This is a genomic window from Paraburkholderia sp. BL25I1N1 (assembly GCF_003002025.1).
Taxonomy (GTDB): Bacteria; Pseudomonadota; Gammaproteobacteria; order Burkholderiales; family Burkholderiaceae; genus Paraburkholderia.
Map to the genome: position 1 here is coordinate 32,547 of NZ_PVZB01000041.1, position 16,523 is coordinate 49,069.

The 16,523-nt window shown below is 62.1% G+C and carries 18 protein-coding genes; 6 read left to right on the forward strand and 12 right to left on the reverse strand.

Going from position 1 to position 16,523, the window contains the following annotated elements; translation table 11 throughout:
* Positions 1–238 precede the first annotated feature (238 nt).
* Positions 239–1,171 carry a DMT family transporter gene (locus tag B0G73_RS37340; protein WP_106286060.1) on the forward strand — a complete coding sequence of 311 codons (933 nt, stop codon included), beginning with the start codon at positions 239–241 and terminating at the stop codon, positions 1,169–1,171.
* An 84-nt stretch (positions 1,172–1,255) separates the two neighbouring features.
* Here B0G73_RS37340 and B0G73_RS37345 read toward each other — a convergent pair whose 3' ends face one another.
* The 5 genes from B0G73_RS37345 to B0G73_RS37370 form a co-directional block, all read right to left on the reverse strand.
* Complete coding sequence (locus B0G73_RS37345) at positions 1,256–1,507, reverse strand: hypothetical protein (protein ID WP_106286061.1); 252 nt, start codon at positions 1,505–1,507, stop codon at positions 1,256–1,258.
* A gap of 779 nt (positions 1,508–2,286) precedes the next feature.
* Positions 2,287–2,973: a DUF2242 domain-containing protein gene (locus B0G73_RS37355; protein ID WP_106286075.1), complete on the reverse strand. Its 687-nt coding sequence runs from the start codon at positions 2,971–2,973 to the stop codon at positions 2,287–2,289.
* Positions 2,974–3,129: 156 nt separating this feature from the next.
* Positions 3,130–3,783: a lytic transglycosylase domain-containing protein gene (locus B0G73_RS37360; protein ID WP_106286063.1), complete on the reverse strand. Its 654-nt coding sequence runs from the start codon at positions 3,781–3,783 to the stop codon at positions 3,130–3,132.
* 113 nt (positions 3,784–3,896) lie between these two features.
* The gene (locus tag B0G73_RS37365) at positions 3,897–5,135 is read right to left on the reverse strand and encodes a cytochrome-c peroxidase (protein WP_374957055.1); all 1,239 of its coding nucleotides are present in this window, start codon (positions 5,133–5,135) and stop codon (positions 3,897–3,899) included.
* Between the two features lie 30 nt (positions 5,136–5,165).
* A complete protein-coding gene (locus B0G73_RS37370) occupies positions 5,166–6,149 on the reverse strand; it encodes a YafY family protein (protein WP_258194153.1) in 984 nt (327 codons plus the stop codon).
* A gap of 114 nt (positions 6,150–6,263) precedes the next feature.
* On the opposite strand from B0G73_RS37370, the gene B0G73_RS37375 reads away from it, so the two are divergent.
* The 3 genes from B0G73_RS37375 (at position 6,264) to B0G73_RS37385 (ending at position 8,014) form a co-directional block, all read left to right on the forward strand.
* Positions 6,264–6,911, forward strand: coding sequence for a glutathione S-transferase family protein (locus tag B0G73_RS37375; RefSeq protein ID WP_106286066.1), 648 nt, complete (start codon positions 6,264–6,266; stop codon positions 6,909–6,911).
* 179 nt (positions 6,912–7,090) lie between these two features.
* A complete protein-coding gene (locus B0G73_RS37380) occupies positions 7,091–7,351 on the forward strand; it encodes a DUF6723 family protein (RefSeq protein WP_106286076.1) in 261 nt (86 codons plus the stop codon).
* Between the two features lie 60 nt (positions 7,352–7,411).
* Entirely contained in the window at positions 7,412–8,014 is a 603-nt protein-coding gene (locus B0G73_RS37385; protein WP_106286067.1) for a hypothetical protein, read from the forward strand.
* 3 nt (positions 8,015–8,017) lie between these two features.
* Here B0G73_RS37385 and B0G73_RS37390 read toward each other — a convergent pair whose 3' ends face one another.
* The 6 genes from B0G73_RS37390 to B0G73_RS37420 all read right to left on the reverse strand — a co-directional run bounded on the left by B0G73_RS37390 (position 8,018) and on the right by B0G73_RS37420 (position 14,513).
* Positions 8,018–8,395 (reverse strand): two-component system response regulator, encoded by a 378-nt coding sequence (locus B0G73_RS37390; protein WP_106286077.1) that lies wholly within the window; start codon positions 8,393–8,395, stop codon positions 8,018–8,020.
* Positions 8,396–8,810: 415 nt separating this feature from the next.
* Positions 8,811–10,628 (reverse strand): glutamine--fructose-6-phosphate transaminase (isomerizing), encoded by a 1,818-nt coding sequence (gene glmS / locus B0G73_RS37400; RefSeq protein WP_106286068.1) that lies wholly within the window; start codon positions 10,626–10,628, stop codon positions 8,811–8,813.
* Positions 10,629–10,697: 69 nt separating this feature from the next.
* Entirely contained in the window at positions 10,698–12,059 is a 1,362-nt protein-coding gene (glmU, locus tag B0G73_RS37405; protein WP_106286069.1) for a bifunctional UDP-N-acetylglucosamine diphosphorylase/glucosamine-1-phosphate N-acetyltransferase GlmU, read from the reverse strand.
* 126 nt (positions 12,060–12,185) lie between these two features.
* Complete coding sequence (ttcA, locus tag B0G73_RS37410) at positions 12,186–13,205, reverse strand: tRNA 2-thiocytidine(32) synthetase TtcA (RefSeq protein WP_106286070.1); 1,020 nt, start codon at positions 13,203–13,205, stop codon at positions 12,186–12,188.
* A gap of 3 nt (positions 13,206–13,208) precedes the next feature.
* Complete coding sequence (locus tag B0G73_RS37415; protein ID WP_012434647.1) at positions 13,209–13,604, reverse strand: dihydroneopterin aldolase; 396 nt, start codon at positions 13,602–13,604, stop codon at positions 13,209–13,211.
* 90 nt (positions 13,605–13,694) lie between these two features.
* Positions 13,695–14,513, reverse strand: coding sequence for an SDR family oxidoreductase (locus tag B0G73_RS37420; RefSeq protein WP_106286071.1), 819 nt, complete (start codon positions 14,511–14,513; stop codon positions 13,695–13,697).
* 13 nt (positions 14,514–14,526) lie between these two features.
* Between B0G73_RS37420 and B0G73_RS37425 the strand changes: the two genes are divergently transcribed.
* Together B0G73_RS37425 and B0G73_RS37430 are read left to right on the forward strand one after the other, a co-directional pair.
* On the forward strand, positions 14,527–15,717 hold the full coding sequence (locus B0G73_RS37425; protein ID WP_106286072.1) for a class I SAM-dependent methyltransferase: 1,191 nt from the start codon (positions 14,527–14,529) through the stop codon (positions 15,715–15,717).
* A gap of 22 nt (positions 15,718–15,739) precedes the next feature.
* Positions 15,740–15,934 carry a DUF2905 domain-containing protein gene (locus B0G73_RS37430; protein ID WP_012434650.1) on the forward strand — a complete coding sequence of 65 codons (195 nt, stop codon included), beginning with the start codon at positions 15,740–15,742 and terminating at the stop codon, positions 15,932–15,934.
* Between the two features lie 236 nt (positions 15,935–16,170).
* Here the strand turns inward: B0G73_RS37430 and B0G73_RS37435 are convergent.
* On the reverse strand, positions 16,171–16,523 hold a 353-nt coding region (locus B0G73_RS37435; RefSeq protein ID WP_146144249.1), incomplete at its 5' end, for a transposase.

Genomic DNA, 16,523 nt, shown 5'->3' on the forward strand with positions numbered 1-16,523 from the left:
AAACTCGATATGTATTTTCCGGGAGACAGCTTGCTTTCGACCTGCTTTCACTCATTAAGCGACCCGTACCAGGGGATTCACCTAGACCGACTGGAGCGAGGTTACGCGGCAAGCTGGCGTTCTCCAAAAAGGTCGGCAAACACATGATGTAGCGGTGTGCGCCCATATCGGGCTTTTCCGCGCAGGTGGATAAAATCGACGCCTGCCCGTCACGACAACCGAATTACAAAGACCACCGTTGAAAGCCGAAACCCGCCAACACCTGCGTGCCAATGTCCTGATGCTGATCGCCGCGATAATCTGGGGTTCCGCGTTCGTCGCGCAACGCCTGAGTCTCGATGCGATCGGCCCGTTTCTCTTCACCGGACTGCGCTTCCTGCTCGGCGCGCTCGTCGTGCTCACGCTGATCGTTTGCGTGCGGCGCCCGGCACTCACCGAACTGTGGAAGCGCGAGCCCGGTGGCGCACGTGAGCTATTCGGCGCGGGCGTGCTGCTCGGCGCAGTGCTGGCCGCCTCGATTTCATTGCAGCAGATCGGCCTGCAATACACGAAGGTCGCCAACGCGGGTTTTATCAGTTCGCTGTACGTAGTGATCGTGCCGCTTCTCGGCGTGCTGTTCAGGCATCGCACGGGAATCGGCACGTGGCTCGGTGCGGCGCTCGCGGCCGCGGGCATGTATTTTGTGAGCGTCAACGAACATTTCTCGATGCTGTACGGCGACTGGTATCAGCTCGCGGGCGCGCTCGTGATCTCCATTCAGATGATGCTGGTCGGACGTTTCGCGCTGCGCCACGACACGCTGATGCTTGCGCTCGTTCAGTTCGTGACGTGCGGGCTCGCGTGTCTCATAGTCGGTCTCGCCATTGAACCCATCAGCCTCGCGGTGATCGTTCGCGCCGCGCCGACCATCCTATACGGCGGGGCGCTGTCGGTCGGCATCGCCTATACGATTCAGGTCGTCGCGCAAAAGCATGCGGCGCCGTCGCACGCGGCGGTGATTTTCAGCATGGAGGGCGTATTCGCCGCGCTCGCGGCGTGGGTCGTGCTCGGCGAAACACTGTCGGCACGCGCGCTGTTCGGATGCGCGCTGATGCTCGCGGGTTTGATCGTGTGTCAGGTGATGCCGGCGTGGCAACGCGGGCGAGAACGCGTGCCTGGCGCGTCGTCTTGAGGATGCAGCCAGTCGCCGCATTGGAAAGGGACGCGCACAAGGTATTTGCGCAGGCGGCCGCTGTCGCCGGCTTGCTCGCCGTCCTCAGGCCGCCCGCGGATGCGCAAGCAAAGCCGGCGTATCGGCGGTCGGCGGAAATACACACCAGCAGCCGTCGTCGTGACGAAAGAAGAACAGCCCGCGCGAGCCCGCCTGAAGCGAAGTCGCGACGCGCACATAACGTCGGCCTCCCAGGCGGGTGCGGCTGAATTCGGTGACATGAACGGGCGCCGAAGGCTCCGGCGCAAGCCATTTCTCGACCAGGAACCGCAGCGATCGTTCGCTCGCCGTTCTCATGACCTGCTCCGGGCGGGCTTGTCCTGATGCGGGTCGCGCGTGGCGTCAGTGCTGTCGTCGGTGTCGGCGACCTCAGCTTCGTGTTCAGAGGAGGCGAGCGCGATGGCCCGGTTGGTGGCTGCCGCCCGCAACGTGCTGCAATGGGTGGCATGTCGGATATCCGACAGAAGACGGACAAGCTGTCGTGCTGTTCTGCGTTTCATTACACACCCCCGCACTGCACCAATAACCTCAGAAAACACTTTAACTCTATGCCTGGATCGGGCGTTGCCGAAATGGTTTTGACTAAATAGCAACAGTTGCGCTTGCAAAAAGAGAGACGCAATCTTTGTACCGTCCGTCTTCAATGTGCGCGTGCGGCGGGGGGCGGTCTGTACGCTGGCGAGCGCTTGGACAGGTTGAAAAACTTGCCCGGCATCTATTGGAAAAACGACTTCAAACGCGAGTTATCCACATTTCCCTCTGAATAACTTCGGGATAGCGCATGGAACAGCCTGTGTGCGGAATCTTGATAAGACGGCTCGCGAGGCAAGCTCCATCAGAGTTATCCCGGTTTGGTAGTTTTTCTACAGGCGTGATCCGCAGGGTTATGGAGTTCGCATGACATTGATGCGACGGAACAAATAGGAGTTATCCACAGAAGGGGTTAACCCTTGTTAACTATTACTACATATGTATACGTATGAAGTAAAAGACATAGGATAAGTGATGGATCGCGATGTGATCGAAGGCTGATCGGATCTTGACCAGCCTCGACACCGCGAACTTCCGCAGATGAATCAGGGCACTACACCGGCTCCGCTCGCCGGTTGCAGAGACGCCGCCTTGCCGATTGCATCGGGCATCTCGGGAACGGGCAACGGCGCAGTTGTCTCGACCGGCACCGGCAGGAGACGGGTCTCGATGCGATTACTGACGACCGGCTGGGTGCGCACCACCGTTTGCAAATAGTGGTCGACGAGTCCAAAGAAACGGTCGTAGAACTTGCCCGACGGAATTGTCTCGCTGGAAATCTTGACCATCGCATCGCTGTTCGAGCGGATCGGCAGCGACAGGGAACCCAGCACGCTCAGCCCGACGCTCGCCGATGTATCGCTTTTCTTCAGCGCAAAGCCGTTTTGCACGGCATTGACGTAGACGATGCTGGTGTCGCTCGCCTCTTCGCCCGGCGTGCAGACCACATGAAATTCGACGACCACGTGGGTGTCGCCCGTCGGCTGGAAGTTCTTGGTGCCGTCGACGGTGTCGTTGCGCGTCATCGTCGTCAGATAGCCTTGGCTCAGGAGCGCCCGGCGCGCCGCCTCGCAGCTATCCGTCGTGCTCGAATTGAAATTGCGCGCATACGGGCTCGCGCCTGTTTCGAACAATTCCTGCTGGAATTTAGGCTGCGGCGTGCTGCTACAGGCGGCAAGGGTCAGCAGGCCGAAACACGCGGCGGCTGTGATTCTGGAAAGCGAGGTCAACATGGTCGATCGGAAGAGGCGCTGCGTCAGCGCGAATGGGAATGCATTGTAGAGCGGTTCCGAAGTGTGCGTAAAAAGCGCGCAACGGGTGTCTTTCCGGACGTGACAGAGCATCGCGGCAGCTGTGACGCCGCGGCATGAAAAGAGACCGAATGTCGCTTAGTGCGACGTCGTATGAAGTCCAGTCGCCGACGTCGCCGTGCCGTTCAACCCGGCGGCATTGACGGCCGGAACCGTAAACGCGTTGGCCCAGTTGCCCGGCTCCGCGCAACGGTCAGACGTGGGTCGCGCCGCGCACATTCCGGCCTGCGCGTCCGATTGCTGCGCACCGTCTTGCGACGGGGCGACCGCCGCAAAGTCTTCGACGCGCAAGCTCACTTTCTGCGCGTACGCTTGCGATCCGCCGTAGCTCTTGAGCGCGGCGTTCATGTCGCCGTTGGCCGAGCGCATGTAGCCGTACAGAATCGCCGAGCCCACTTCGATGTTCGCGGTCGGCTCGGTGAGGTCCTTGACGTTCCTCAACAGTCCGCGATGCGCGCCAGGCACGACCTGCATGAGCCCGGTTGCGCCATTGGCGCCCTTGGCCTTTTCCTTGAAGCGGGATTCGATCGATATGATCGCCAGCAGGAGCGCCGGCGGGAGGGAATATTTCGAGGCGGCGGCTTGCACCGCGTCGGAAATCTTTTGAGCCTTTTCCTTTGCCAGACCGAATTTTTGCGTCAGATACGCGGACATGCGGTCTGTGTTTTCGTCGGCCGTCGCGGTCCGCATCAGGCCGAGCGAAAGCACGATCAGGCAAAGTAACCGGCTCATAACGGTGGATGGGGAAAAAGGGGACCCGGCCATTATAGCTCTGCCCCTAAATCAGCCCTAGAAAGAACCAAAATTCGTCTTAGGAATTGCGGGCGGCTCTTCATGGTTCGGGTTCAGTGCGAGAGCTTGGGCTTCAGCACGTAGCCGTCGTTCAGCGTCGCCAGGAAAGCGGCGACGTCGTCGATATCGTGCTCTGACCAGACAGGGCGCTCGCCGGCTTTGCGTGTGAGCGGTTCGTCGGTCGTATCGACGTTCACGCGTAGCGCGACGGGCAAGTCGTTGAACTTGTCGATCTTGCCGTGCACGTCTTTTGGATACCACTTCGCCGGACTGGTATCGCGCTGCACGTAGAAGCGCAATGCGTCCTTCAGCGAGTGGAAGCGGCCGTTGTGGAAGAACACCTGACGCGTCGCCGTATTGCGCAGCGACACCGATTTGAAGAGCCCGCAATTGCTGCTGTCGCTCGACTGATCAGTTCGCAGCGGACCGCACAAGCCCATGTCGAAGTACTTCGGATCGGCATTCGCTCGCAACTCGGGATTGCGCGGCACGCCGAGCGCCTGGAAATTGAAGTCGGTGAACAGCGGATGAGAACCGTCGGCGCCCATCTGATCGATATGGCAGGAAGCGCAATTGCCGCCCGCCGGATTGTCGAACAGCTTCTTGCCTCTCAACTCCTGTGCTGTTAGTTGCAATTTACCGTCCAGATAATAGTCGAACTTGCTGCTGTACGGATGAAAACTCGGGTCCTCGAGTTCGAAGCGCTCGATCGCAGACAGGGCTTGGGCGAACGCCTTGGCGCGGTCGACGAAGATGTTCTGGCCGAACACTTCCTTGAAGCGCGCCGCGTACGGCGCCTGCTCCAGTTTCGCGAGCACGGCCGCGGGATCCTTGTTGGCCATCTCGTTCGGATTGAACAGGGGGAAACTCGCCTGATCGTGCAGATGGTTGAAGCGCCCATCCCAACCGAAACCGCCCACCGGCGCATTGTCCGTTTCGCTCAGACGCTCGGAGAGGCTCGCAGCCTGCGCGTGGCTCCACATCGGCGTGCGGTTCAACACGTAGCGCAGGCTCGGCACGGCGCGCGTGCCCTGCGAGTGCATATCCGCCCCACCCAACTGCGCCGCGAGCCCGTTGGGCGGCCCATACGCATGCGACGGGCTATGGCAGCTCGCGCACGACATCTTGCCCGAGGCGGACAACGTGGCATCGAAGAAGATCAGCTTGCCGAGCGCGGCGGCATCGCTATAGACCGGCTCCGTGTCGGCTGCGGCGGCAGCCACCGCGGCAGCGGGCAGCACCGTGAACGCACTCGCATTGTTGCCGTAAGCCGGCCATCTCGCGCGCCGTATGACGCGCGTGCGAAGGATGCCGTCACGCCGTCATTGCGCGTAACGGCGATGCAGCGCCGCCGCAACTTCCGACATCTGCGCGCGCAACTCGGGCGGCGCCAGCACCTCTGCCTCGGTGCCGAAGCGCAGCAACTCTGCGCACGCCTGCCTCACCGAACCGACGGGCAGCGTCACGGTGCGCCAACCATCGGTGGGATCCGGCTCGCCGACGATCGCCGCCGAACGCGCGAACGGCGAGATGAAAACGTCGAGCATCCGCATGCCCCAAGGCGACAGACGCAGCGTCGCTTCGCTCGCGTGCATTTCTTCGGAGAGACGCTGCGTGCTGTCCTGCCAGTAGGCGGCAAGATCGAACGTGAGCGGCCGCTCGAACGTCTCGTCCAGCAGGTTCAATTCGAGAATGCGCGAAATGCGGTAGATGCGCACATCCTGCCCGACGCGCCCGACCACATACCACGCGCCGCTTTTCAGCACGATGCCGAGCGGTTCGATCCGGCGAAACTTCTCGGCTTTCCAGCTTTGATAGCGAATCTCCAGCGGATGCTGCTCCCACACCGCACGCGCGATCGACGGCAGATGGGCGGGCTCGTCCGCGTCCGAAAACCACGCCGGGGCGTCGAGATGAAAACGCGAACGCATGCGCTCCGCGGTCGAGCGCAATTCGACGGGCAGAGCGGCCAGCAACTTGGTCTGCGCACCGGCCATCACCGCACCCAGGCCGAGCGCCTGCATTGGGCCGGGCAGGCCGCCGAGAAACAGCGACTCCGCTTCCTGCGAGGACAGGCCGTTCAGCCGCGTGCGGTAGCCGTCGAGCAGGCGGTAGCCGCCTTCCGCTCCGCGCTCGCTATGCACGGGGACGCCCGCGGCGCTAAGGGCGTCGATGTCGCGATAGATGGTGCGCAACGACACCGCGCATTCATCGGCGAGGAACTGCGCGGTGACCCGGCCACGCGCCTGCAGCGTCATCAGGATGGAAAGAAGGCGGCTCGCTCTCATGCGGACAAGTGTAGCCATACCTGACACAAACTGACAGGTATGGACGCTTAGGATGAACACATCTCCGGCGCCTCGTCGGCGCCTCAAGCCCGGTTTTTTCGTCCACCACGCTCATTCGGGAAAGCTCAAACCATGACCACGGATCGCACGATCACACTGTTCCACTCGCCGCAATGCCGCTCCGTCAGCGCGCTCACGCTGCTCGAAGAGCTTGGTGCGCCTTACCAGTTGAAGGTACTGAACATGAAAGCCGGCGAGCAGCGTCAAGCGCCCTATCTCGCCATCAATCCGCTCGGTAAAGTGCCGGCGATTCTTCACGGCGACGCGCTGATCACCGAACAGGTCGCCATCTTCATCTATCTGGCCGATCTGTTTCCTGAAGCCGGACTCGCGCCGGCGCTCGACGATCCGTCGCGCGGGCCGTATCTGCGCTGGCTGGTGTACTACGCGGCGTGCTACGAACCAGCGCTAGTCGACAAGGCGATGAAGCGCGACCCGGCCCCGCCCGCCACGTCGCCCTACGGCGATTTCGATTCGATGATCGGAACGGTGACGAGCCAGTTGCAAGCCGCGCCCTATCTGCTCGGAGACACGATGTCGGCAGCGGATATCTTGTGGGGCATCGCCTTGCATTGGGGGATGATGTTCAAGCTGGTGCCCGAAACGCCAGTCCTGCTCGAGTATGTCGAGCGCATCTGCTCGCGGCCGAGCTTTGTGCGCGTGAGCGAGCAGGACGTGGCGCTGGCGGCCGAGCATGCGGCGGCAGTCAAAGACGCCTGACTAGACTCGCGGGCGGGCTCGCCGCCAGCCGTCGCCCGGTGCGCTAGCCGGCTCGCCGGTTGAATCCGCCCGGCTTTGAGACAATGAAGGCCGCCGGCGAATGTCCTCCCCGGACAACCGGGTGTAGGCTTGGCGTTTCGTGCCGCTGCCGGCCCATCGAACAAGAGATGTTTTCAGGTATGAGCAAGACCGCATTCATTCCCAGCGTCCCCGCAACGTCGGAAGACGACTTTGAAATTTCAGCCACGTCGAAGCTGGCCGGCTACCGGCGTTTCTTCGGCGTGTTGAAAGTGGTTCGAACCACCGACGGACGCGTGCTGTTTCCGTTCGACGGCGCGCCCGAACTCGGGCCGTACGCGACCAAGCTCGAAGCCGTCGCGGCGGCGCAGGTGTATGGCGAACATATTGTCACCAGCGATCTGGCGCGGCCGGAGTTGTAGGCGCGAGTGGGTGACCGGTGTCGGGTTGGCCGTTGGCGGTGATCACTTCGGGAGCAGCAAATGATCTGTGCGCGCAAAGTCGGATCATCGGCCGCAGTCGTGTGGCGGGCGGCCTCTCTCGTGAGCGTGCTCGCCGCCGTGCTCTGTCAATCCAGTTTCGCGCAGGACGCGGGCGTTCCCGCCGGACAGCAGGCGCTCGGACGCGCCGAGGTGATTCACGCACAGGTTCGCGTCGTTGCCATCAATACCGCCACGAATAGCGTCACGCTGCGTGGTCCGCGCGGCAATCTCGCCGACGTCGACGTCAATCCTTCCCTGGCCGATGTCGGCCGGCTTAAGGTCGGCGACAAGCTCAACGTTGCTTATCAGCAAGCGCTGCTGCTGAACATCGACAGGCTCGCGACCCAAGGTGTGCGCGAGCGCGTGGAGACGACCGCGGCAATACCGGCGTCGGCAGGTTATGCGTCGTCGGCGCATAGCGTGACCGTTGTCGCGACGGTGATGAAGATCGATCGCAAGAGCCGCATGGTGACGCTGCGTGGCCCGAAGCATCAGCAGGTGCTCAGGGCCTCGAAGGGTCTTTCGCTCGATGGGTTGAAAGTCGGCGATAGCGTGCGCGCGGAATTCGTTTCGGCGGCGGCGGTGGAACTGGTGAGGGAGTAGCGACTATCGCTGCCGTTGCCGATGCGTAACGTGGTCGGCAAGCAGCCGATGCATCGTGGCCAATAAAATTGGCCCTTCTACCGGCTTACGAAGGAACCCGTCGTAGCTGACGAAAGCAGGTGGACTAGGCTCTCCGGAAACCAGAATGAAAGCGAAGTCCGCTAATCCGGGAAGTGTTCGCAACCGATGGCAGAACTCGCTGCCCGACATGACCGGCATCCGCCAATCCGCGACCACGATATCGACTGGGGCTTCAATGAACATGGCCAAGGCCGACTGGCCGTCGCCGGCGCACCTTACTTCAAATCCATCACCGGCACAAATGGCGCTCCATGCGGCCAATGCCTCCTCGTCATCGTCTACCAGCAGTACGCTTGCCATACCCATTCGTCCGAGTCGCCATATTCGTTTGGCAACTCGATGACGGCCAAAGTTCACACGGCCGTTCAGGCTCATCTCAATCATCTGGAATGCAGTAAAAGATACTGAGTGAGACAGCAGCGCTAAGATCGATCGACGAAGTGGATGCGGCGCTTTGCGCGTTGACCGCTCATTTCCTGCAAGAAGGGAATGTCGTGACGTATGGCGATGAACTCGGCGAATTCATCGTCGTACCGGCTCAAATTGACCGCGGCAGAAGGACCTAAGTCGGGCTCCTTGAGCGATTGAACTTATATTCGTGGGCTCAAAGGCGGTCTGCAACGAATAAGATGCCGTAAAGCGCGAAGCGCTTCTAGCCGTGAGGTAGAAGCGCTTCGATTACATGCTAACAACCGTCAACGACCCAGCCCCGCAATCACTCCACCGTCACCGACTTCGCCAGGTTCCGCGGCTTGTCCACATCCGTGCCCCGCGCGCATGCCGTGTGATACGCCAGCAACTGCAGCGGCACCACATGCAAAATCGGCGACAACAAACCATAGTGCTCCGGCATCCGGATCACATGCAGACCTTCGTCATTGACGATCTTCGTATCCGCATCCGCGAACACATACAGCTCGCCGCCGCGCGCGCGCACTTCCTGAATATTCGACTTCAGCTTTTCCAGCAGCGCGTCGTTCGGCGCCACCGTCACCACCGGCATCGCTTCCGTCACGAGCGCGAGGGGCCCATGCTTCAACTCACCGGCCGGATAAGCCTCGGCGTGAATATACGAGATCTCCTTGAGCTTCAGCGCGCCTTCGAGTGCGATCGGATAATGCAGGCCACGCCCGAGGAACAGCGCATGTTCCTTGCGCGAAAACTCCTCCGACCACGCGATGATCTGCGGCTCCAGCGCCAGCACGCTATTCAACGCCGCAGGCAAGTGGCGCAGCTGCTTCAGGTATTCCGCTTCCTGCTCTTCATTCACGCGACCGCGCATCTTGCCCAGCGTCGCCGCCAGCACGAATAGCGCAACCAGTTGCGTGGTGAACGCCTTGGTCGACGCCACGCCGATTTCGCGGCCCGCGTGCGTCAGGAACGAGAATTCCGTCTGGCGCACCATCGCGCTCGCACCGACGTTGCAGACCGCCAGCGTATGCTTGTGACCGAGTCCCTGCGCATGCTTGAGCGCGGCGAGCGTGTCCGCCGTTTCGCCCGATTGGGAGATCACCACCACCAGTTGCTTCGGGTTCGCCACCGACTCACGGTAGCGGTACTCGCTGGCAATTTCCACCTGAGTCGGAATCTTCGCGATCGATTCGAGCCAGTACTTCGCCGTCAGCCCCGAGTAGTAGCTCGTGCCGCACGCCAGGATCAACAGGCTGTCGATCTCCGCGAACACTTTGCCCGCGCCCTCGCCGAACAGCGATGCATCGAACGAATCGGCTTGCGGAATCGTGTCCGTGATCGCGCGCGGTTGCTCGAAAATTTCCTTCTGCATGAAGTGACGATACGGACCGAGTTCGACCGCGCCGCCATATGCCGCTACCTCACGCACTTCGCGCGGCGTTTCATTGCCGTCGCGATCGGCGATTCGCACGCCCTCTAGCGACAGTTCGCACACGTCGCCTTCTTCGAGGAAGATGAACCGTTCGGTGCTGCCCGCAAGCGCCAACGCGTCCGAGGCGAGGAAGTTCTCGCCCTGGCCGAGCCCGACCACCAGCGGCGAACCCTGACGCGCGCCGACCACGGTATGCGGCTGGTCCTTATGCAACACAGCGATCGCATAAGCGCCGTGCAATTGCCCGACGGTTTCACGCACCGCCGCGAACAGATCGCCGCGATACAGGCTGTGAATCAGGTGAGCGATAACCTCGGTGTCGGTCTGCGAGACAAACGTATAGCCCTTGCCACGCAGCATTTCACGCAGCGATTCGTAGTTCTCGATGATGCCGTTGTGTACCAACGCCAGAGTATCTTTCGAGAAGATCGGGTGTGCGTTGTCCGTGACCGGTGCGCCGTGCGTCGCCCAGCGCGTGTGAGCGATGCCCGTGATGCCTTCGAGGTAGCTCTCGCGCACCTGCTCGTCGAGATCGGCCACGCGCGCCACGCTGCGCGCGCGACGCGGACCGTCTTCGCCGAGCACGGCCACGCCGCACGAATCGTAGCCGCGATATTCGAGGCGACGCAGTCCTTCGATCAGGACGGGAACGATGTTACGTTGCGCTACCGCGCCGACAATGCCACACATGGCTCATTCCTTTTGAGTGCTCTAGGTGCTGGATTTCAGTGAGCGCGCCTGTTACGCGCACCATGCCTATCAGCTCTTCTTTTTGGTCGGACGCACGTAGCCCGTTTTGCTCGTTTGCGTCTTATCGTTCAGGGCCAGCGCGTCGGCTTCGACGTCCTTCCAGACCGTGGTGCCCGCCGCGATCGTCGCGCCGCGCTTCACGCGCACCGGCGCAACCAGTTGCGTATCCGAACCGACGAACACGTCGTCTTCAATGATCGTGCGGGATTTGTTCGCGCCGTCGTAATTGCAGGTGATGGTGCCCGCGCCGATGTTCACGCGCGCGCCGATATCCGCGTCGCCGATATACGTGAGGTGGTTCGCTTTCGAACCGCGGCCGAGCACCGCGTTCTTCACCTCGACGAAGTTGCCGACATGCGACTCGTCGTGCAGCGACGCGCCGGGGCGCAAGCGCGCATACGGTCCGAGCACGGCATTCGCGCCGACTTCGGCGCCCTCGATGTGCGTGAATGCGTCGACGCGCGTACCGGCGCCGATGCTCGCATCGCGGATCACGCAGTTCGGTCCGATGGTGACGTTGTCAGCCAGCGTCACGCGGCCTTCGAACACGCAGTTCACGTCGATCGAGACATCGCGGCCGCATTCGAGCGTGCCGCGCACATCAAGCCGCGCCGGATCGGCGAGCGTTACCCCCGCGACCAGCAGCGCGTCCGCCACGTTGTGCTGATGAATGCGCTCGAGTTCGGCAAGCTGCTGCTTGCTGTTCACGCCGAGCGTTTCCCACTCGTCTTCCGGCTGCGTGGTCACGACTTCGAGCCCGGCTTCGATTGCCATCTCGACCGCGTCGGTCAGATAGAACTCGCCTTGCGCATTGTCGTTCTTCAGCGCGGCAAGCCAGCCGCCCAAACGCTGCGTCGGCGCGACGATGATGCCGGTGTTGATCTCGGCAATCTCGAGCTGCTCGGGCGTGGCGTCTTTCTGCTCGACGATGCGCGCTACCTTGCCTTGCGCGTCACGCACGATGCGGCCGTAGCCGCTCGGGTCCGCGAGCGTGACGGTGAGCACGCCGTAACCGCCTTGCCCCGCCTGCTCAGTCAGCGCCTGCAGCGTGCCGGCGCGCGTGAGCGGCACGTCGCCGTAAAGCACCAGCGTGGGCGCGGACGGATCGAGCAGCGGCAACGCCTGCTGCACCGCGTGCCCCGTGCCGAGTTGCTGTTCCTGCACGGCAAACTGCACGTCAGGAGCGGCAACCGCTTTGCGCACGGCTTCGGCGCCATGGCCGATCACCACGACGAGATGCGTGGGCTTGAGCGTGCGAGCCGTGTCGATGACGTGAGCGAGGAGCGGCCGGCCAGCCAGGGGATGAAGCACCTTGGGAAGCGCGGACCGCATGCGCTTGCCGGTGCCTGCCGCCAAAATCACAATGTTCATGGCACGGCAAATAGACGAGTTTGGAGGCGACGATTCTAACACGCACCCTCTAGCGAAAAGGGCCGCTGTGGCGGCCTCGATGCCTACTGCAATGTGCGGAAACGCCCATACCACGGGCGTTTTTTGTCAAAGATCGTCGAACTGGACGATGGAAATCGACTTTGTTGCGCCGGGCATTGCGCTTTCTCCGGCATCGGTCGAACACGGCTCTTCGTCGAAGGCGATATCGCCTTGCGGATCGGCGTCGCCGGTCGCTCGCAGGCCCGCGAACGGGAACAGCTTGTGGTCCATCAAATGCGAGGGCACGACGTTGGACAAGGCATTGAACATATTTTCGATGCGCCCCGGGAAGCGCTTCTCCCAATCGCGCACGAGCGCCTTCATTTCCGCGCGCTTCAGATTCGGCTGACTGCCGCACAGGTTGCACGGAATGATCGGGAATTCACGCAGCTCGGCGTACTTCTCCAGATCGGTTTCCTTCACGTAGGCGAGAGGGCGAATCACGATATTCTTGCCGTCGTCCGATTGCAGCTTGGGCGGCATGCCCTTCAGCTTGCCGCCGTAAAACATGTTCAGCAGCAGCGTTTGCAGAATGTCGTCGCGATGATGACCGAGCGCGATCTTGGTCGCGCCGAGTTCGCCGGCCACGCGGTAAAGAATGCCGCGCCGCAGCCGCGAGCAGAGCGAGCAGGTAGTCTTACCCTCCGGCACGAGCCGCTTGACGATGCTGTACGTGTCCTGATTCTCGATATGAAACGGAATGTCGAGCTGCTTCAGGTACTCGGGCAGCACGTGCTCGGGAAAGCCTGGCTGCTTCTGGTCGAGGTTCACCGCGACGATATCGAAGTTGATCGGCGCGCGCTCGCGCAGCCGCATCAGAATTTCGAGCATCGCGTAGCTGTCCTTGCCGCCCGACAGGCACACCATGACCTTGTCGCCGTTCTCGATCATGTTGAAGTCGACGATTGCCTCGCCGACCTGGCGCGCGAGCCGCTTGAAGAGCTTGTTGTTCTCGTACGCTTCCTTCTGCTCACGGCGCGTGAGCGGCGTCTTGGCGCGCGCGGCGGCTTGCCCGGCCTCGCTTGCATCGGCAGTCGGAGCGGTGGCCACGGTCGCGGCGCCGTTCGGGATTTCCGGAGCATTCATGGCTCAATCCTCTTTGATACGGAAGACTTCGACGCCCACCGCGTCGCAATCAGGATAAACGTCTGGCTTTTCCGTCGACACGCGCGCGGCCCGCACTTGCGGATGCTCGAGCATGGTCTTGACGAGGTCGTCGCAGAGTGTTTCCTGCAAGTGGATGTGACCTTGCTCGACCCGGCGTGAGATGGTGGAGCGCATGAAGTCGTAGTCGACGACTTCGTTCAGCTTGTCCTGAACCGGCGTGGACAGCGCGAGCGGCACGAACAGTTCGACGTTGATCACGACGCGCTGTTCGCCGCGCTTTTCGAAGTCGTGCACGCCGATGTTGATATGCACTTCGTAATTGCGCAGAAAAAGCCGGCGGCAATCGGCGAGCCGGGGATGCGAAAGAGCGGCAAACATGTTCGTTCCAGTCGAAAAAGGCGTGCGGAGCACGCAAAGGGACGCTTCGCAGCGCGGCGGCCGCCGCTAATACGGCCGGCCGCGCGCGCTTCAGGCGCCCGTCAAAAACATAACGTCGCGCGGCAGAGGCACGAGGTGCTGCCCGCCGTCGACCACCAGCGTCGTTCCGGTGACGCCGGCTGCATCCGCGAGATACAGCGCGGCGGCGACAATATCCTCGGCCCGCGACGCGCGGCCCAAAGGCGTAGTACGGTGTGCGGCGGCGAAACCGTCCGGCGTTTGATCGCCGGATTGCATCGTCAGACCGGGCGCCAGCCCGACCACGCGCACTTTCGGCGCCAACGCCTGCGCCAGCGCGACCGTGGCCGTCTGCAACGCCGCCTTGGTCAGCGTGTACGACAGATAGTCCGGGTTCATGTTGTACAGCTTCTGATCCAGCACATTGATGACGACGCCGCGCAGGCTTTCGTCGGTGCGCGCGGCATCCGGCGTCGCCTCGAACAGCCTGCGCGCCAGCACCAGCGGCGCGGCGACGTTCATCGCTGTCAGCTTCAGCAGCAGGTCGTAACCGACGGTCTGCGCCGTGTCCTCTTCGAAGCGCGACGCATTGTTGACGATACACGACGGCCGGCCCAAGGCGTCGATACAAGCCGGCAAAAGGCGCTCGACCTGCGCCTCATCGCCCAATTCGGCCTGCAAGGCGACAGCCCGGCGGCCCAAGGCGGTGATTTCAGCGACCAGTTCGCCCGCTTCCTCGCTCGAAGCGCCGTAATGGACGGCCACGTCCCAGCCACGCGCGGCAAAGCCGAGCGCGAGAGCGCGCCCGATACGGCGGGCGGCGCCGGTAATCAGCACGACGCGCGGCGTGTCGGGCGCGCGGGGGGGGGCGGTGTCCAGAGAGGCCGTCATTTACAATGCGGGGATGAATCCGAAAGCTCACCAACCCGATAGTTTACCTGCTCCCGGCCCGAGCGCGCTTGCGCAGTCCGAAGCGCTGGTCGCGCAGATCCGTACGGAGCTCGACGCCGCCGGCGGCTGGTTGCCGTTCGACCGCTACATGGAACGTGCGCTGTACGCGCCGGGACTCGGCTATTACAGCGGCGGCGCCCGCAAATTCGGGCTGCGCGGCGACGACGGCAGCGACTTCGTTACCGCCCCGGAACTGTCGCCGCTGTTCGCCGCGACGCTGGCGCGCCCGGTGGCCGAGGCCTTGCAAGCGAGCGGCACGCGCGACGTGATGGAATTCGGCGCCGGCACGGGCAAGCTCGCCGCCGGCGTGCTGAACGCGCTCGACGCATTGGGTGCGGAATTCGACAGCTACTCGATCGTGGATCTGTCCGGCGAGCTTCGCGAACGCCAACGGGAAACGATCGAAGCCGCCGCGCCCACGCTTGCTGCCAAAGTGCGCTGGCTGGATGCTTTGCCGGAGCGGTTCGAGGGCGTGGTGATCGGCAACGAGGTGTTGGACGCGATGCCGGTGCGGCTGTTCGCGTTCAACGGCGGGGCGTGGCTCGAGCGCGGCGTGGTATGGCGCAACGAGGCGTTCGCATTCGACGACCGGCCTGTGTCCGCCGTGGCGGACCTCGCGCTGCTGTCGGAAATCGAAACCGTCGGCGAAGACTACGTGACCGAGACGCACGACGCGGCGAGCGCATTCACACGCACCATCTGCACGATGCTTGCGCGGGGCGCGGCCTTCTTCATCGACTATGGTTTTCCGCGTCACGAGTATTACCATGCGCAGCGCGCACAGGGCACGTTGATGTGTCACTACCGGCATCGGGCGCATGGCGATCCGTTCCTCTATCCGGGTTTGCAGGACATCACGGCGCATGTGGAATTTACCGGCATCGCCGAAGCGGGCGTCGAGACGGGCGCGGATTTGCTGGGCTTTACGTCGCAAGCGCGGTTTCTGCTGAATGCCGGGATTACCGATGTGTTATCTGAAATCGATCCTGCGGATACGGCGAGATATTTGCCTGCGGCGAATGCGGTGCAGAAGTTGTTGTCGGAGGCGGAGATGGGCGAACTGTTCAAGGTGATCGCGTTTTCGCGCGGACTGGATGACACGCTGCAAGCGTTTTCCAGCGGCGACCGGTCGCATACGTTGTGAATTTTTGCTTCAGGAGGCGGCCATGATTCGCTGGCTGTTGACTACGTTTATTGCGGTGGCGGTGTTGTCGTCCTGCTGGCCGTGGCTTAGGAAGATTGGCATTGGGCGTTTGCCCGGTGATGTGACATTGCGGATTTTTGGGCGGGAGTATCCGTTTCCGTTTATGTCGACGTTGGTGCTTTCTATGGTGTTGTCGATTGTTGCCAGGGTTTTGTAGGGTGGCGTTTTTTGCCTTTGGCGGTGAGAGTGCTTTCTTTTTTCTGATTGCCTTGGGGTGTTGGCCTTTTCTTGAATTTTTAGTGGTCTATTAGCGTTGCCCCTGTGCGGGGCGGCACTTACTTCTCTTTGCCGGCCGCAAAGAGAAGTAAGCAAGAGAAAGCGGCTCAAACCGCTAATTCTTAAGCGGGTCCCCCGAACCTGTCCGCATTTTTGTGTGCGAGGCGGTTAGCGGAGTTACCCGCGTGCGTTGGTAAAACGCTCTCCAAACAGAATAGCGAACTGGTTCATGGCGGAGGACCAGTCGAATGCCGCCCGTACAGACTTCGCCAGCACGTTGCGCAATGCCAGCCACAGTAGCTTGATGGCGGCCTCGTCGTTGGGGAAGTGGCCGCGGGTCTTGATGATCTTGCGTAGTTGCATGTTCAGACTCTCAATGGCATTCGTGGTGTAGACGACACGGCGTATGTCGGGCGGAAACACGAAGAACGGTGTGACGTTCTCCCACGCCCGTCGCCACGACTGCACGATGGTCGGATACTTCGCACCCCATGGCCCTTCGGCAAAGGCCTCCAGGGCCTGCTGCGCGG

Excerpts from the sequence above, each read along its gene's own strand:
- B0G73_RS37360 (WP_106286063.1), bottom strand. The coding sequence starts at position 3,783 with ATGAGCCGGTTACTTTGCCTGATCGTGCTTTCGCTCGGCCTGATGCGG.
- glmU (WP_106286069.1), bottom strand. The coding sequence starts at position 12,059 with ATGAACATTGTGATTTTGGCGGCAGGCACCGGCAAGCGCATGCGGTCC.
- ttcA (WP_106286070.1), bottom strand. The coding sequence starts at position 13,205 with ATGAATGCTCCGGAAATCCCGAACGGCGCCGCGACCGTGGCCACCGCT.
- B0G73_RS37390 (WP_106286077.1), bottom strand. The coding sequence starts at position 8,395 with ATGGCAAGCGTACTGCTGGTAGACGATGACGAGGAGGCATTGGCCGCA.
- glmS (WP_106286068.1), bottom strand. The coding sequence starts at position 10,628 with ATGTGTGGCATTGTCGGCGCGGTAGCGCAACGTAACATCGTTCCCGTC.
- B0G73_RS37380 (WP_106286076.1), top strand. The coding sequence starts at position 7,091 with ATGAGCAAGACCGCATTCATTCCCAGCGTCCCCGCAACGTCGGAAGAC.
- B0G73_RS37385 (WP_106286067.1), top strand. The coding sequence starts at position 7,412 with ATGATCTGTGCGCGCAAAGTCGGATCATCGGCCGCAGTCGTGTGGCGG.
- B0G73_RS37425 (WP_106286072.1), top strand. The coding sequence starts at position 14,527 with ATGAATCCGAAAGCTCACCAACCCGATAGTTTACCTGCTCCCGGCCCG.
- B0G73_RS37375 (WP_106286066.1), top strand. The coding sequence starts at position 6,264 with ATGACCACGGATCGCACGATCACACTGTTCCACTCGCCGCAATGCCGC.
- B0G73_RS37355 (WP_106286075.1), bottom strand. The coding sequence starts at position 2,973 with ATGTTGACCTCGCTTTCCAGAATCACAGCCGCCGCGTGTTTCGGCCTG.
- B0G73_RS37345 (WP_106286061.1), bottom strand. The coding sequence starts at position 1,507 with ATGAGAACGGCGAGCGAACGATCGCTGCGGTTCCTGGTCGAGAAATGG.
- B0G73_RS37420 (WP_106286071.1), bottom strand. The coding sequence starts at position 14,513 with ATGACGGCCTCTCTGGACACCGCCCCCCCCCGCGCGCCCGACACGCCG.
- B0G73_RS37415 (WP_012434647.1), bottom strand. The coding sequence starts at position 13,604 with ATGTTTGCCGCTCTTTCGCATCCCCGGCTCGCCGATTGCCGCCGGCTT.
- B0G73_RS37430 (WP_012434650.1), top strand. The coding sequence starts at position 15,740 with ATGATTCGCTGGCTGTTGACTACGTTTATTGCGGTGGCGGTGTTGTCG.
- B0G73_RS37370 (WP_258194153.1), bottom strand. The coding sequence starts at position 6,149 with ATGGCTACACTTGTCCGCATGAGAGCGAGCCGCCTTCTTTCCATCCTG.